The organism is Methylorubrum populi (assembly GCF_002355515.1).
GTDB lineage: Bacteria > Pseudomonadota > Alphaproteobacteria > Rhizobiales > Beijerinckiaceae > Methylobacterium > Methylobacterium populi_A.
Map to the genome: position 1 here is coordinate 5,568,884 of NZ_AP014809.1, position 14,839 is coordinate 5,583,722.

Annotated in this window: 12 protein-coding genes; 4 read left to right on the forward strand and 8 right to left on the reverse strand. The window is 69.2% G+C overall.

Going from position 1 to position 14,839, the window contains the following annotated elements:
* Positions 1-49: 49 nt before the first annotated feature.
* The 3 genes from tolA to tolQ are packed head-to-tail and all read right to left on the reverse strand — an operon-like array spanning position 50 to position 2,644.
* On the reverse strand, positions 50-1,426 hold the full coding sequence (tolA, locus tag MPPM_RS25945; protein ID WP_096487544.1) for a cell envelope integrity protein TolA: 1,377 nt from the start codon (positions 1,424-1,426) through the stop codon (positions 50-52).
* A gap of 13 nt (positions 1,427-1,439) precedes the next feature.
* Positions 1,440-1,889, reverse strand: a complete 450-nt coding sequence (locus MPPM_RS25950) for an ExbD/TolR family protein (RefSeq protein WP_012456993.1) — start codon at positions 1,887-1,889, stop codon at positions 1,440-1,442.
* A 38-nt stretch (positions 1,890-1,927) separates the two neighbouring features.
* On the reverse strand, positions 1,928-2,644 hold the full coding sequence (gene tolQ / locus MPPM_RS25955; RefSeq protein ID WP_096487545.1) for a protein TolQ: 717 nt from the start codon (positions 2,642-2,644) through the stop codon (positions 1,928-1,930).
* A gap of 423 nt (positions 2,645-3,067) precedes the next feature.
* On the opposite strand from tolQ, the gene MPPM_RS25960 reads away from it, so the two are divergent.
* Positions 3,068-4,324, forward strand: a complete 1,257-nt coding sequence (locus MPPM_RS25960) for a methyl-accepting chemotaxis protein (RefSeq protein WP_096487546.1) — start codon at positions 3,068-3,070, stop codon at positions 4,322-4,324.
* Here the strand turns inward: MPPM_RS25960 and ybgC are convergent.
* The 4 genes from ybgC to ruvB all read right to left on the reverse strand — a co-directional run bounded on the left by ybgC (position 4,311) and on the right by ruvB (position 7,952).
* Positions 4,311-4,742: a tol-pal system-associated acyl-CoA thioesterase gene (ybgC, locus tag MPPM_RS25965; protein WP_096487547.1), complete on the reverse strand. Its 432-nt coding sequence runs from the start codon at positions 4,740-4,742 to the stop codon at positions 4,311-4,313. The two genes, MPPM_RS25960 and ybgC, sit on opposite strands and share 14 nt — an antisense overlap.
* A gap of 159 nt (positions 4,743-4,901) precedes the next feature.
* Positions 4,902-5,615: a DUF4142 domain-containing protein gene (locus MPPM_RS25970; RefSeq protein WP_096487548.1), complete on the reverse strand. Its 714-nt coding sequence runs from the start codon at positions 5,613-5,615 to the stop codon at positions 4,902-4,904.
* A 305-nt stretch (positions 5,616-5,920) separates the two neighbouring features.
* Complete coding sequence (locus MPPM_RS25975; protein ID WP_096487549.1) at positions 5,921-6,889, reverse strand: metallophosphoesterase; 969 nt, start codon at positions 6,887-6,889, stop codon at positions 5,921-5,923.
* Positions 6,882-7,952: a Holliday junction branch migration DNA helicase RuvB gene (ruvB, locus tag MPPM_RS25980; RefSeq protein WP_096487550.1), complete on the reverse strand. Its 1,071-nt coding sequence runs from the start codon at positions 7,950-7,952 to the stop codon at positions 6,882-6,884. Before ruvB ends, MPPM_RS25975 begins: the two co-directional genes overlap by 8 nt.
* A 182-nt stretch (positions 7,953-8,134) precedes the next feature.
* Between ruvB and MPPM_RS25985 the strand changes: the two genes are divergently transcribed.
* Together MPPM_RS25985 and MPPM_RS25990 are read left to right on the forward strand one after the other, a co-directional pair.
* The gene (locus MPPM_RS25985) at positions 8,135-9,928 is read left to right on the forward strand and encodes a L,D-transpeptidase family protein (RefSeq protein ID WP_096487551.1); all 1,794 of its coding nucleotides are present in this window, start codon (positions 8,135-8,137) and stop codon (positions 9,926-9,928) included.
* 146 nt (positions 9,929-10,074) lie between these two features.
* Complete coding sequence (locus MPPM_RS25990) at positions 10,075-10,602, forward strand: Dps family protein (protein ID WP_096487552.1); 528 nt, start codon at positions 10,075-10,077, stop codon at positions 10,600-10,602.
* 161 nt (positions 10,603-10,763) lie between these two features.
* On the opposite strand, the gene MPPM_RS25995 is transcribed toward MPPM_RS25990, so the two are convergent.
* Positions 10,764-13,466, reverse strand: coding sequence for a bifunctional acetate--CoA ligase family protein/GNAT family N-acetyltransferase (locus MPPM_RS25995; protein WP_096487553.1), 2,703 nt, complete (start codon positions 13,464-13,466; stop codon positions 10,764-10,766).
* Between the two features lie 350 nt (positions 13,467-13,816).
* Between MPPM_RS25995 and MPPM_RS26000 the strand changes: the two genes are divergently transcribed.
* Positions 13,817-14,467 (forward strand): class II aldolase/adducin family protein, encoded by a 651-nt coding sequence (locus MPPM_RS26000; RefSeq protein WP_096487554.1) that lies wholly within the window; start codon positions 13,817-13,819, stop codon positions 14,465-14,467.
* Positions 14,468-14,839 lie beyond the last annotated feature (372 nt).

Here is a 14,839-nt window from a genome sequence, read left to right on the forward strand (position 1 = left end):
GAAAGGGAAAGGCCGATGAGGCGGAGGATCGGCCGGTCGAGCCGGCGGATCACACGGGCGAGAACTCGAACTCGGCGTTGATGGCCTTCCAGTCGTTGTAATACGGCGCGTACTGGGCCGGGATCTTGTAGGGCGCGCAGCGCCGCACCGCCCGCAGCGCCGCCTGGGCGATCGATTGGTCGACCGAGTTGTTTCCGGCGCGCATCACCCGCGGCTCGGCGGTGAGGGATCCGTCCGGATTGAGGCGGATATCGAGCATCGGCAGCACCACACCCTGCGTCGCGCCGGGCGGGGCCGAGTAGCACCGCTCGATCTGCTGCTGCAGCATGCCGACGAGGGCGTCGCGCAGGGAGGGCGAGAGGCGCTGGGCGTTGCCCGTCGCCGTGCCGAGGGAGGCCGTGCGCTGGACCTCGCGGCCGGTCGAACCGGTCGATTGCGAGGGAGCCTTCGAGGCGAGCGTCTGGCGGATGTCGCCGGGGCTGAACTTGTTGGCGAGTTCCGCCTGCTGGCGCGCCTTGGCTTCGGCATCGGCCTTCGCTTTGGCCTCGGCCATCGCCTTCGCCTTGGCTTTCGCGGCGGCCTCGGCCTTGGCCTTGGCCTCGGCTTCCGCCTTGGCCTTGGCTTCGGCGACCTGCTTGCGGTGCTCGGCCTCGGCCTCGGCTTTCGCGGCCGCCTCGGCCTTGGCCTTCGCCTCGGCCTCCGCCTTGGCGCGGGCTTCGGCTTCCGCCTTCGCCTTGGCGTCGGCCTTGGCTTTCGCCTCGGCGCGCGCCTTGGCCTTGGCCTCCGCCGCTTTTGCTGCGGCCTCGGCCTCCGCCTGCTCGTGCTCGATCAGCTTCTGAAGTTCCTCGCGCTTCTCGGCTTCCGCCTTCGCGGCGGCAGCCTTGGCTTCCGCAGCCTTGGCCGCTTCGGCCTTCGCGGCTTCCGCCTTGGCGGCGGCATCCGCCTTCGCCTTGGCTTCCGCTTTGGCCTTCGCCTCGGCGGCCTTGGCGGCGGCCGCCTTCTCGGCCTCGGCCTTCGCGGCCTCCGCCTTGGCCGCGGCGGCCTCGGCCTCCTCCTTCACGGGATCGGCGGTGTCGGCGCGCAGCGGCATCGCATCGACGGATGCGAGCTTGGTGTCGGCGGTGCGCGTCGGGGCGGCGGGCGCGTCGGTCTTGGCGTTCTCCGGCTCGCGCTGCTCCATCTTCTCGGAGACGCGCTCGGCGCGGTTCGGATTGTTCTCCGGCTTCTCCGCGTTGCGCTCGCCGCGGGTCAGCTCCGAGAATTGCTGCTCGGTCAGAACCTCGACCGGCACGCCCTCCTGCGCGTCGGGCAGCGCCGGGGCGGCGACCGCGAACAGCGCGAGGCCGAGCACGGCGGCGTGCGCGCCGGCGGAGATCCAGACGCCCGGTTCACGGTTTCTGATAGACTCGGGCCAGCGCAGAGCCACTGTGTCCGCTCCGCTAATTCGATTCCGGCTCGGTCACGAGGGCGACCTTCTTGAAGCCGCCGCCGGTCACGATCGCCATCACCTGGGCCACGCGCCCGTAATCGACGCGCTTGTCGCCACGCACGAACACGCGCTCCTCGGTGCCGGTCTTCGCCGTCTGCATGAGCTGGGGCACGATGTCGTCGTCCTTCAGCTCGACCTCGCCGAGATAGACCTCGCCGGTGCGGCGGATCGAGAGCGTGATCGGCTTGACGTCGGAATTGAGCGGACTCGCCTTGGATTGCGGCAGATCGAGGGGCACGCCCACCGTCATCATCGGCGCGGCGACCATGAACACGATCAGCAGCACCAGCACGACGTCGATGAACGGCGTCATGTTGATCTCGTTGATGGCGCCGTGTCCGCGCCGTCCGCGGCGGCGGCGCTTGCCGCCGCCCTGCGCCGCGCCGTGCGTCATGCCCATCGATCCGGCTCCCGCTTCCGTTCAGCTGCGATGGATGATCAGGCGGCGACCGAGAGGCGCTCGTCGATCTGGCGCGAGAGAATCGCCGAGAACTCGTCGGCGAAGCCTTCGAGCCGCGACTGCGACTTGGCGACGGAGGCCTGGAGCTTGTTGTAGGCGAGCACGGCGGGAATCGCCGCGAACAGGCCGATGGCGGTGGCGAACAGCGCCTCGGCGATGCCCGGAGCCACGACGGCGAGCGAGGTGTTCTTGGAGGCCGCGATCGAGGTGAAGGCGGTCATGATGCCCCAGACCGTGCCGAAGAGGCCGATATACGGGCCGGCCGAGCCGATTGAGGCAAGGAACAGCAGGCGGGAATCGAGCCGCTCCACCTCGCGCTGGATGGTGACGTCGAGCACCTTGTCGATGCGCTGCGACAGCGAGTGGATCTGCCGGCCCGAGCCCTCGAAGGAGCGCTTCCACTCCCGCATGGCGGCCACGAACAGGGCGCCGAGGCCGGTGGGCTGCCGGTCGTTGAAGGAGCGGTAGAGTTCCTCCAGCGAGCGGCCCGACCAGAACGCCTCCTCGAAGGCATCCATCTCGGCCTCCGTGCGGCGAAACAGCAGCGTCTTGTCGACGATGATCGACCAGCACCAGACCGAAGCGCCGAGCAGGCCGACCATCACGATCTTCACGACGAAGTGGGCCTGCCAGAACAGGCCGAACAGGCTCATGTCTGCGACGGGCGCGGCCTGCATGGCATCGGCTGGGGTCATCGAACGATCCTCGCGTCGTCAGGGCCGCGCCGATGCGCGCCGGACTGCCGACTGATCCTTTGAGCGATGCGACCTGAAATCACTCGCGAATCTGTCGAAAGTATGGGTCGCCGGCGATGCCTGTCCGACCCGCGCGGCTCTGCCGTGCGGACCTGCAGGCGGACGAGTCTAAGCGCCCGGTAGGGTTAAGGAATCGTTGAGACCGACCTCTGGCGACTGGCCGCGCCGATTGCTGGTCGAATCCCGACTTGAGATTGATTTTGGTGAATTTCATATCAATGAAGACAGTAACGCGAAGGAAGTAAGGTGAGAATTCAGTAAAATTCCAACTAAATGCGATCTGCGTTAACCGCTTGTCAGCCAACATATGATGGCATGCGCCACCAACCGAGCGATCCATCCGTCGATCTGAGAGTGCCGACCATGCCGTTCCGCAGGACCATCGCAGCCACCGCCGCATCGGAGCTGCGGAAGTCACAGGGTCCGGACTTTCCCTTCTCCGATTTCACGGCGCTGATGGACGCTCTGCCGGTCAACGTACTCGTCCTCCACCCGGTGGAGGCAACGATCACCTTCGCCAACCGCCGCAGCGTCGAGACGCTCCACAGCCTGCGAACCTATCTGCCGGCCTCCGTCGATCCGGATGCCATGCTCGGACTCTCGATGGACGTCTTCCATAAGAATCCGGCCCACCAGCGCGCCATCGTCGGCGATCCGTCCCGCCTCCCCTGGCGTACCAAGATCCGGCTCGGCCCCAAGACGCTCGACCTCCACGTCTCCCCCGTCCGCGACGCCGCCGGCCGCTACGTCGCCGCGGCGCTGACATGGTCCGACGTCACCCCGCTCACGGATTCCATCGCGAGCTTCGACAGTCTCGTCGGCACGGCCCTGCGGGCCGCGTCGGACGCCACGACGGTGATGCGGGACGCGGCCGAGCGCGTCCTCTCGGCGACCGATGCGACCGCCCGCTCGGCGGGAAGTGCCGCGACCGGCGCGACCGAGACGACGGCCAATGTCCAGTCCGTCGCCGCAGCGGTGGAGGAACTGACCGCCTCCAACGGCGAGATCACCCGCCAGGTGAACCGCTCCAGCGAGGCGACGGGTCAGGCAGTGACCGAGGCCGGTGCGGCCCTGGACAGCGTGCGCATGCTCGCGGAGACCTCGCAGCGGATCGGCGAGGTCGTCGGGTTGATCAACTCCATCGCCAATCAGACCAACCTGCTGGCGCTGAACGCCACCATCGAGGCGGCCCGCGCGGGTGCCGCCGGCCGGGGCTTCGCCGTGGTGGCGACGGAGGTGAAGGCGCTCGCCGGGCAGACCGCCAAGGCCACGGGCGAGATCGCGCAGCACATCAGCCAGATCCAGACGGCGACGGCGCGGTCCGTGGCCGCGATCGAGCGGATCTCGACCATGATCCACGGTCTCGACGAGGGTGCCAATACCATCGCCGCGGCGGTGGAGGAGCAGGCGGCCACGGCCGGCGAGATCAGCCGAAGCGCCCGCGAGGCGGCGGAGCGGACCGATCACGTCGGCGGCAGCATCGCCGAGGTCGCCGACAATGCCGAGACCTCCGCCGGCTCCGCGCGCTCGGTCCTCTCCGCGACCGGGACGTTCGATCAGCAGATGGAGCAGGTCACGCGGGCGGTCGAGGCGTTCCTCGTCGAAGTCAGGCGGATCTGATCCCCGGCCCGGACAGCGCCCGGCGCAGGCTCTCGGGCAGGCGGATGGCCCGGCCGTTCCGGACGCAGGCCACCACGACCTCGGCGCGCACCAGCACCTCCTCGCCCCGGCACACCTCCTGGGCGAGATGCATGGATGCGCCGCGCAGATCGCTCGACCAAGTCAGAACCTCGATCCAGTCGTCCATCCGGGCGGGCCTGAGATAGTCGAGGGCCATCTTGCGCACGACGAAGACGAGACCAGCGCCGTCGGCGTGCAGATCCGATTGATCGCCGGCAAGTCCGCGCAGCAATTCGGTGCGCCCGCGTTCCATGAAGCGCAGGTAGCTCGCGTGATAGACGAAGCCCGAAAAATCGGTGTCCTCGTAGTAGACCCGCACCGGGAGGCGGTGCGCTTCGGCGCGTGACGCGGAATTCATGGAAATCCGGGTTGGTGAGAGCGCCGGTGTGTAGCCGCTCACGGCTTTCGTGGCGAGGGGGCGCGATCGGCGTCCTGGCGCGCCGCGATCGAACAGCGGGTACGACGAGGGCCGCCCCCTCTCGGGAGCGGCCCTCTGGTCGGATCGGCCGTCGGGCGATCAGCCGCCGATGCGGCCGGCGAGGCTGGCCGAATGGGCATGCTCGTCGGCGATGTAGGGCAGCGCCTGGGTGGCGAAGGTGCGGCCGGCGGCGCTGTCGCCGTTGCGGGCGTAGCTGCTGTAGAGCGCCAGCGTCCGGGCGTCCGAGCGGGCCTGTCCGTCGATGTAGGCGCGGTCGAACTCGCGGGCCGAGCGGGCCGAGCGCAGGCGCTCGAGGCGCTGTTGCCCGTTCGGGCCGAGTGCGACGCGGCGACCGGGCTCGCCGGGGCTGTTGTCGACGAGGCCGACGCCGCCGAGCACGCCACCGACGATGCCGGTGCCGATATTGGCGGCGAGCGTCACCGGGGCGAGCACGACGCCGACCGGGTTGTCGAGGCGGGTGGGAATCCCCTGCTGATCGGAGACGACCCGGCCGCTGGCGCTGAGCGAGGTGCCTTCCGGCAGCAGCGCCTTGGTGGTGGCCTCACGCTCGACCAGCACGCGGTTGGCATAGTTGCGCACGCGCGGGTTGCGAGAACGCTCGAGGGCGATCCGGCTCGCCTCGATGCTGGCCGCGTCCGAGCGCAGCGCCTCGGCGCGGAACTCCCGCGTGTCGGTAGCGGCCGCGCCGATCGGGGCGTCGGCCCCGATGCGCAGCGGCAGCGCGTCCTGGGCCAGAGCGGGCACGGTCAGCGCGACGGACAGGCCGAGGGCGGCCAGGACGGGCGATTTCATGGCGGTTGCTTCCTTGGACGTCTTGCAGAGAGGTGTGCCGTTGCCGGCGCGCCCGCTGAGCGGGGTCGCAGCCTCAACTTGTGCGGTGCACGCATGTTCCACGGGTGCGCAAGTCTGTGATCACAGGATCAGACGACCGCTGAGCGAAGCCGCGGCGGCAACGGGCTCTCACAAGGATGGGAGATTTTTCAGAGACTTAAGTCCGTGCTCGGCAGCGGCCGTCGGCGCATGAGGCGGGAGCGCTCACCTTCGTCAGTCTGTACTGACTGGAATACCGAACGATCTGATATGCGTTCGGTGCATGCTTAGTGGGTCGCGATCCCTGCATCTCCGAGATCGATCACGACGATCTCGGGCGGTATGCCGAGCCGCACCGGGGCGATGCTCATGCCGAGACCGCCGGAGACGATCAGGTCGGCCTGCTCGCGCACATGGCCGTAGGCGAAGCGGTTCCTGTAGCGGGAGGGCACGACCGGCGCGTAGCCGAACAGGCGCACCTGTCCGCCATGGGTGTGTCCCGAGAGCGTGAGGGTGATCCGCGGCGGCACCTGAGGAAAGATGTCGGGCTCGTGCGCCAGCAGGATCGCGGGCGCGCCCTCGGGAATCTGGGCGAGGGTGCCGGGTAGGTCGTCGACGCCGATCCGGGGTCGGGCACGCTTGCGCGCGCTCGGCACGAAGGCGATCTGGTCGCCGAGGCCGGCGAGCCACACCTCGTGGCCTCGCACCGGGAGCGGAAGCGCCTCGTTCTGCAGCACGCGGATGCCGTTGCGCCGCAGGGCCTCGCCCGCGATCGTCGGGCCTCCGCCGCGCGCCTGCGCCGACCGGTCCTCCCACCAATCGTGGTTGCCGAGGATCGCGTAGGTGCCGAGCGGCGCTTGCAGCCGTCCGAGCACCGGCCCCCACTCGGCGGCATCGACGTAGCGGGTGACGAGGTTCATGCCCGAGACGTAGTCGCCGAGCAGCACCGTCAGGTCGCCCTTCAGGGCGTTCGCGGCCGCCACGATGCCCTCGATGCGCCCGGCCGACATCCACGGCTCGCAGGCATGGATGTCGGACAGTGCCACGATCCGCAGTCTCAGGCCCTCCGGCCAGGGGCCCAGCGGCCGAAGCCGGTAGCGGGTCACGGCAAGGCGCATCGGCTCGATGCCGAGCGCGTAGGCGCCCGTGCCGGCGCCGGCCAGCGTCGTCGCGCCGAGGCCGATCAGCACCGTGCGGCGGGTGACGGAGACCGGCGATATTCCGCGCGCAGGATCGCTCGCGTCCGTCTCACGCATCCGGGTCGTCGCTGCCGCCGAAGAGACCGAACTGGGTGCTCGGATCGCGACGGGGCTCGGCGAAGCCCATGTGGCGGAAGGCGTGCGGCGTCAGCACGCGTCCGCGCGGCGTACGCTGCACGAAGCCCTTCTGGATCAGGTAGGGCTCGATGATGTCCTCGATCGCGTCGCGCGGCTCGGAGAGCGCGGCGGCGATGGTCTCGATGCCGACGGGACCTCCGCCGAAGGAGGTGGCGATCAGGGTGAGGTACTTGCGGTCCATCACGTCGAGGCCGACCGGATCGACGTCGAGCATCTGCAGCGCCCGGTCGGCGATGGCGCGGCCCACCGTCTGCGCGTCCTCAACGATGGCGAAGTCGCGCACCCGGCGCAGAAGGCGCCCGGCGATGCGCGGCGTGCCGCGGGCGCGCTTGGCGATTTCATTGGCGCCCTCCTCCGACATGCCGAGGCCGAGCACCCGCGCGCCGCGCCGGACGATCAGTTCAAGTTCGTCGATCTCGTAGAATTCGAGCCGGATCGGGATGCCGAACCGGTCGCGCAGCGGCGTGGTGAGCAGGCCCGCGCGGGTCGTGGCGCCGACGAGAGTGAATTTCGGCAGCTCGATCTTGACGGAGCGGGCGGCCGGGCCCTCACCGATGATCAGGTCGAGCTGGTAATCCTCCATCGCCGGGTAGAGGATTTCCTCCACCGCCGGGTTTAGGCGGTGGATCTCGTCGATAAACAGGACGTCGCGCTCCTCCAGATTGGTGAGCTGCGCGGCCAAATCGCCGGCCTTGGCGATGACCGGGCCGGAGGTCGAGCGGAAGTTCACGCCGAGTTCGCGGGCGACGATCTGCGCCAGCGTCGTCTTTCCGAGGCCGGGCGGCCCGACGAACAGGACGTGGTCGAGGGCTTGGCCCGTCTTCTTGGCCGCCTCGATGAAGATCTGCATGTTGGCGCGCGCCGCCCGCTGCCCGATGAACTCGGCGAGGCTCAGCGGGCGGATCGACTGATCGACGTCGTCCGCTCTGCGCTCGGGATTCAACAGGGTCTTGCCGGGCTTGGGGGTCTTGTCTTCGCTCACGGGGGTCTCGCGGGGCGTCGGCTGACCTCGCGTTTTGCACATCCGGGGCGCCGGGGCCACCGCGGCGCCCTCGCTCCCGGACGGAGGGGCGACGTGCCGCGGCACACGCCGCGCGGGAAGTGGTCAGCGAGTTGGTAACCAACACCACCGATGATCGGCTCGTGCTCCCGACGAGATCCGCGATGCCGAACGTTTCCTTCGCCCCGCGCCGGCCCCGCCGCGCCCGGCTCCTCGGCGGGACCGGGGCGGCCTTGGCCCTTCTGCTCGCCACCCCGCTCCGGGCCGAGCCTTCGCCCGCCCCCGAGCCGCAGCCCGATTCCCGCATCAACCTGCGGATCGAGCCGAAGGCGGAGAAGGCGGCCGAACCGCGGCGCGAGCTCAGGGCCGACCCTAAGCAGGAGCCGCGTTCGGAGAAGGCCGACGCCAAGCCCGAGCCGAGACTGGAGCGCCCGACCGCCGACACGGTAGCCGTCCCGACCGAGACGCCGCCGGCGAAAAAGGCCTCGCGCGAGCTGCCGCCGGTGGTCTACGCCCGCGTCTCGGAGGATCCGCTGCCGACCTACACGGCGCAGACCTTCATGGACACGATGCGCGCCGCCGAGCGCTATCAGGTCTATGCCGAGGCCGGCGGCTGGAAGACCCTGCCCGCCGATTTCGCGCCGAAGCCCGGCGACAGCCACCCGGCGATCCCCTCCCTGCGCCATCACCTGACGCTCACCGGCGACCTTCCCGCCGACGCGCCGCCTTCCGACCGCTACGATCCGCCCCTTGTGGCCGCGGTGAAATCGTTCCAGGCCCGGCACGGCCTGCCGGATGCCGGCATCCTCGGTCGCCTGACGCTGAACGCGCTCAACGTGCCGGCCGATGTGCGCCAGCGGCAGCTGCGCGCCTCCGCGCAGCGGCTGATGGGTTCGAATTTCGGCTTCGGCGAGCGCTACGTCACCGTGAACATCCCCTCGGCCACCGTGGAGGCGGTGGAGAACGGCACCGTCACCCGACGCTACGTCGCGGTGGTCGGCTCGCCCGACAAGCAGACGCCCGGGGTCGAGACCCGCATCACCGACGTGAATCTCAACCCGACCTGGACCGTGCCCGTTTCGGTGATCAGGAACGAGATCATCCCGACGATGCGCAAGAACCCCGGCTATCTGGCCAAGAACCGCATCCGCATCCTCGGCCCGGGCGGGGTCGAGGTCGATCCGACCACGATCGACTGGAACACGCAGAAGGCGGTCAACTACACGCTCCGCCAGGATTCCGGCCTCGACAATTCGCTCGGGCAGATCCGCATCGACATGCCGAACCGCCACGCGATCTACATGCACGACACCCCCTCGAAGTCGCTGTTCGCGGGCTCGGTGCGGTTCCACTCGCACGGCTGCGTGCGCGTCGGGCAGGTGAAGGAATTCGCCGCATGGCTGCTCCAGGGCACCGAGGGGCCGAACGGCGCCGGCTCGACCTGGGGGCCGATCGAGATCGAGACCGCCATCGCCGCGGGCGAGCGGCGCGACGTGAAGCTGGTGAAGCCGACGCCGGTCGCCTTCGTCTATCTCACCGGCTATGCGACCTCGGACGGTCGGGTGCATTTCCGCGACGACATCTACGGTCTCGACACGCCCCCGGCCCCGGCGGCCGCCACGCCGAACACGCCCGATGTGACGACGACGGGCGCGATCACGCCCCGTGCGGTGCCACCCCGCCCGGCCGCACCGAGCCCCGCGCCGCGCCCCTCGCCTCTCGCCACTCAGGGCATGCCCGCCAAGCCAGCTTCTGCCGATCCCGTTTCCGCCTACCCCGCCGCGAACAAGCCTGCCGCGGGCAAGCCGGCACCAGTCGGAGCGACCCCCGCCGCGGCGCCGCCTGCCGCCCTCCCCGCTCCGCCGAAGCCGCAGGCCCGGAAGGCCGCGCCGCCTCAACGCCGTGAGGAGGGCGAGCCGGTCCTTCTGCCGCCCGGTCTCGTCGGTGGGCGCGGCTGAGGGCGCCTCGATCTGCGGCATCCCATCCACAGCAGCGCTGCCATGCGGAGCGGAACAAAGCCTCCCGTATTCTCATTCTGCCGATCGAGTGCCGGCGCGGTTGTCGCCGGCTGAAATCCGGTTGCAGATTGTTAGGAATGTCCCCCATGGCCAAGGCTAAGCTGCGCGTCGCCAGCGATCGGCTCAACACCCCGACCGATCTCGATCCGAACGACGTCAAGAAGATCTCCGAGGGTCTGACCGTCCTCCTGTCGGACCTGTTCGCGCTCTACATCAAGACCAAGAACTTCCACTGGCATGTCAGCGGGCCGAACTTCCGCGACTACCATCTGCTGCTCGACGAGCAGTCCGAGCAGATCTTCGGCATCATCGACGCGGTCGGCGAGCGCGCCCGCAAGATCGGCGGCACCACCCTGCGCTCGCTGGGCCAGGCCGAGCAGCTCAAGCGGGTCCCGGACAACAACGCGGATTACGTCAGCCCGCTGGAGATGCTCAAGGAGCTGCGCGACGACAACAAGGCGCTGACCGCCAACATGCGCGAGCTGCACGCCGTCACCGACGAGGCCAACGACGTCTCGACCACGAGCCTGCTGGAAGAGTGGATCGACCAGTCTGAGGAGCGCACGTGGTTCCTCTACGAGTCGACCCGCGAGGCCACCGAGAGCGGCCACTGAGCCGTCTGAAGACACTCGAACGCCGAAGGGCCGCCGATCCGAAAGGGTCGGTGGCCTTTCTCGTCTCGGACCACCGGCCCTTTGTTGTCTGACCGAGCGGATCCGGCCGGACCCGTCCTTCGTCGGGCGATGCCGATAGCGGGGCGGAGGGCCGCGGCTGCCTAACTCGCGACTCTCAGGGTTGCCTTCACGAGGCTCGGATCGTCCGGCATCGGTTTCTCGGCGAAGCCGAGATGGCGGCAGACCGCGCGCATCGGCCGGTTCTCCGCGAGGACACTCCCCTCGACACAGCCGATACCTTCGGCCCGCGCCCAATCGATCATCATGCGCATCAGGGCGACGCCGAGCCCCGTTCCCTTGATGTCGGAGCGCACGAGGATCGCGAACTCGCCGGTGTCGTGATTGGCGTTGGCGTGCAGGCGCACGGCACCGAGCATGCGCCGGCTCTCCTCCGCCGCCTCGTCGATGGCGACAAAGGCGATGGCGCGGGAATAGTCGAGCTGCGTCAGCCGCGCGAGGAAGGCGTGATTGAAGTCGCGCACCGGTGCGAAGAAGCGAAGGCGCACGTCCTCCGGATCCACCTGTGCGAAGAAGGTGCGGAACATCTCCTCGTCATCGGGCCGCACCGGCCGGACCTGCACGCAGCGCTCTCCCACATCGAGGCGCCGCTCCCAGTCGGACGGATAGGGGCGGATCGCGAAGCGCGGGTGCCAGTTCCCGCGCCGGCGTTCGGACCGGGCCGGCTCGGGCGCGATACGCACGCGGGCGTCGAGCGCGATCGCGCCATCGGCGTCGGCGAGCAGGGGGTTGATATCGAGCTCGCGCACCTCCGGCAGGTCGGCGGCGAGCTGGGCGAGCTTCACCAGCAGCAGGGCGATGGCCGGAAGGTCCGCCGCGGGCACATCGCGATAGGCTTCGAGCCGCCGGGCGACGCGGGTGCGGCGGATCAGTTCGCTGGCGAGCGCAAGGTCGAGGGGCGGCAGTGCGAGCGCGCGGTCGTCGATCACCTCCACCGCGGTCCCGCCCCGGCCGAACACGACGACCGGTCCGAAGACGGGATCTTCGGCAAGGCCGGCGATCAGCTCCCGCCCCTGCGGCCGGCGCACCATCGGCTGAACGGCAAAGCCCGCCACCCGCGCGTCGGGGCGCAGTTCCCTCACCCGCGCGATCATCGCGTGCGCCGCGTCGCGCACATCGGCCTCCGAGGTGAGGCCGAGGCGCACCCCGCCGACCTCAGACTTGTGCACCACGTCCGGCGAGACGAGCTTGAGCACCACCGTGCCGCCGCCGGCGATTAGAGGCCACGCCGCCGCCGCGGCGCCATCGGGATCGGGAGCCAGCGTCACGGGCACCGAGACGATCCTGTAGGCGGTCAGGAGTTCGGTCACGGCGTGGGGGTCGAGCCATGTGCGCCCCTCCGCCAACGCCTGATCCACGATCCGGCGGGCGGCGGCGACGTCCGGCGAGAAATCACGCGGCAGAGCGTCCGGCGTGCGCATCAGGTCGTTCTGCGCCTCGCGATAGCGCACGAGGTGCAGGAACCCCTCGACCGCGTCGGCATCGGTGGCAAAGAGCGGAATCTTGGCGTCCGCGTAGATCGACCGGATCGTCTCGTCCTCGCCGATCGACACGGCGAAGACCGGCTTGCGGCGCCCGGCGGAACGGGCCTTGGCGACGGTGCCGGTCACGGTCTCGGCCACGTCGCGGCTGCCCGCCCGCGCGGTCGGCACGTGGACCGCGACGATGGCGTCGCTGTCGCGGCCCGCCAGCAACGGTTCGAGCGCGCGGACATAGTCGCCCGGAACGGCGTCGATCCCGAGATCGAGGGGGTTGGCGTGCCGTCCGTGCCGAACGGAGGCGAGGCTCTCCAGCGTCGCCTCCGCCGGCGCCGCAAGGGTGCCGCCGCGGTCGGTGAGATGGTCGGCGGCCAGCGCTCCGATGCCGCGCCCGTTGGACACGATCATCAGCCTGTTGCCGGGGAAGGGCCGCTGCCGCCCCAGGGTCTCCACGGCGGAGAACATGGCGTCGAGCCCGTCCACCGCGAGGAGGCCGGCCCGGCGGAAGGCGGACTCGTACACGGCGCCCGGTCGGGCCAGCGCGCCGGTATGGGTCTCCGGCTGGCGGCCCGGCGCCTCGTGGCGGCCGGTGCGCAGCACGACCACCGGTTTGGCGCGGGCCGCCGCCCGCGCCGCCGTGAGAAATTTCCGCGCATCCGCGACATGATGAAGGGAGAGGACGATCGCGCGGGTGTGATAATCCTCGGCGAAGTAGTCGAGGCAGTCGGCGATATCGACGTCGGCGGAGCGGCCGAGCGTCATCACCGCCGAGAAGCCGACACCGTGCCGCCATCCCCATTCGGCGATCGCCGAGGCGACGGTGCCCGATTGCGAGATGAGGGCGAGATCTCCCGGCTTCGGCGGCCGCGCGAGCAGGGTCGCGTTCAGGCCGCGCGCCGGCACGCTCAGCCCGATGCTGTCGGGGCCGATCAGCCGCAGGCCGTGCTGCCGTGCCGCCGCCTGGGCCGCGCCGACGGGCGCCGCCTCGCCGTGCCCGAGATGGGCGGACAGGATCACCGCCGCGGCGGCACCGATCCGGCCCGCCTCCTCCACGATGGCCGGCACCGCCTCCGGGGGCGTCGCGACCATGACGAGATCGGGTGGCTGAGACATGTCGGCGAGGCGCGGCGTGCAGGCCAGCCCGTCGACACTGACCTCGCGCGGATGCACCGGCACGATGTCGCCGGTGAATCCGCCGGCGCGCAGGCCGTCGATGATCGCCCGGCCAACCGAGCCGGGCCGGTCGCCAGCTCCCACCACGGCGATGCGGCTCGGCGCGAGCAGAGCCTCGAATCGATAGGTGCTCATGGGCCGCCTATAACATTCCGGGCCGGAAGGCCGAGCGTCAAACCGCATCCACTCGCCTCAACAGGTTCTCCGAACGGAGGATGGTGAAGAATCCGTGGGCGGTGGCGGCACGACCGTCTGGTTCTGCTCGCATACCATCGGCCCGTGCTCGCCGTCCGCAAGCGGACGGGGGGGCGAGGTCGGGTGCCGCATCCGGGCAGCGCGGCGAGGGCGAGCCGTCCCTGTTTCACCGGCAGGCGCCCGGGGTTAGTGTCGCGGGACGACTTTTTCCCGACCTGCTGGGCCAGCCGCGCCCGACCGAGCCCGTTTGCGCCCGCGCCGCAGGATCGTCTTTATCCGAGGAGGTGCCCGTGCCGTCTTTCGCGACCCGTCAGGCGATGGTCGAGGCGATGCGCCGGATGCTCGATCTCGGCCTCAGCCAGGGCACCTCGGGCAATCTGTCGGTTCGATCCGGGTCTGGCTTTCTCGTCACACCGTCCGGAATCCCGGCCGAGCAACTCAGCCCCGACGACCTCGTGCCTATGGATTTCGATGGGCAATGGGACCACCCGCTCGCGCCTTCCTCCGAGTGGCGGTTTCACCGCGATATCCTGGCGGCACGGCCCGAGATCGGCGCCGTGGTCCATGCCCATCCGCCCTACGCCACCGGTTTCGCGATCTGTGGGCGTGAGATCCCGGCCGTGCATTACATGATCGCCATGGCCGGGGGGGCGACGATCCGTTGCGCTCCCTACGCGCCCTACGGCACGCAGCAGCTCTCCGATTTCGCCCTCGACGCTCTCGAAGGCCGCAGCGCTTGCCTGCTCGCCAATCACGGCATGATCGCCACGGGTCCGAACCTGTCGAAGGCAATGTGGCTCGCGGTCGAAGTCGAGGCGCTGTGTCGGCAGTACGCCATCGCCCTTCAGGTCGGCACGCCCGTGGTCCTGTCGGACACCGAGGTTGCCGAGACGGTCGAGCGATTCAGATCGTACGGCCCGCGCGAGAAATCCGGTCACTGACGTTGGACAAGCGGCGACCGGAATCCGCACTCGTTCCGGACTGCCCGTGGAAAAAGGGCTGATTCTGCGCTGCGTTTGAACTTGATCCGCCTACGTCCGGTGACTTACGGCTGACGATGCCTCTACTTTGTAATCTATGAAAATGAGGCTGTGCCGTCGCCATGCAGCGTTCATTGCAACAATTTAAGATTTGGGATTGATCAATCAACTCTGTTCCTGGGCTATATGTATCCGTAAATATTATCGGACAAAGATTTCTGATTTGCACGTATAATCATTCAAAAATCACCTTTGTGGAAGTTTTTGCGAATAGATATCTGGCGTGAATATTATTAAATTGGATGGATTTCGTGATGCGTGAACTCCGCAGCA

What these genes read in the sequence shown, in the direction of transcription:
- MPPM_RS25950 (WP_012456993.1), bottom strand. Translation starts at nt 1,889, where the DNA reads ATGGGCATGACGCACGGCGCGGCGCAGGGCGGCGGCAAGCGCCGCCGC.
- tolQ (WP_096487545.1), bottom strand. Translation starts at nt 2,644, where the DNA reads ATGACCCCAGCCGATGCCATGCAGGCCGCGCCCGTCGCAGACATGAGC.
- MPPM_RS25960 (WP_096487546.1), top strand. Translation starts at nt 3,068, where the DNA reads ATGCCGTTCCGCAGGACCATCGCAGCCACCGCCGCATCGGAGCTGCGG.
- ybgC (WP_096487547.1), bottom strand. Translation starts at nt 4,742, where the DNA reads ATGAATTCCGCGTCACGCGCCGAAGCGCACCGCCTCCCGGTGCGGGTC.
- MPPM_RS25970 (WP_096487548.1), bottom strand. Translation starts at nt 5,615, where the DNA reads ATGAAATCGCCCGTCCTGGCCGCCCTCGGCCTGTCCGTCGCGCTGACC.
- MPPM_RS25975 (WP_096487549.1), bottom strand. Translation starts at nt 6,889, where the DNA reads ATGCGTGAGACGGACGCGAGCGATCCTGCGCGCGGAATATCGCCGGTC.
- MPPM_RS25985 (WP_096487551.1), top strand. Translation starts at nt 8,135, where the DNA reads ATGCCGAACGTTTCCTTCGCCCCGCGCCGGCCCCGCCGCGCCCGGCTC.
- MPPM_RS25990 (WP_096487552.1), top strand. Translation starts at nt 10,075, where the DNA reads ATGGCCAAGGCTAAGCTGCGCGTCGCCAGCGATCGGCTCAACACCCCG.
- MPPM_RS25995 (WP_096487553.1), bottom strand. Translation starts at nt 13,466, where the DNA reads ATGAGCACCTATCGATTCGAGGCTCTGCTCGCGCCGAGCCGCATCGCC.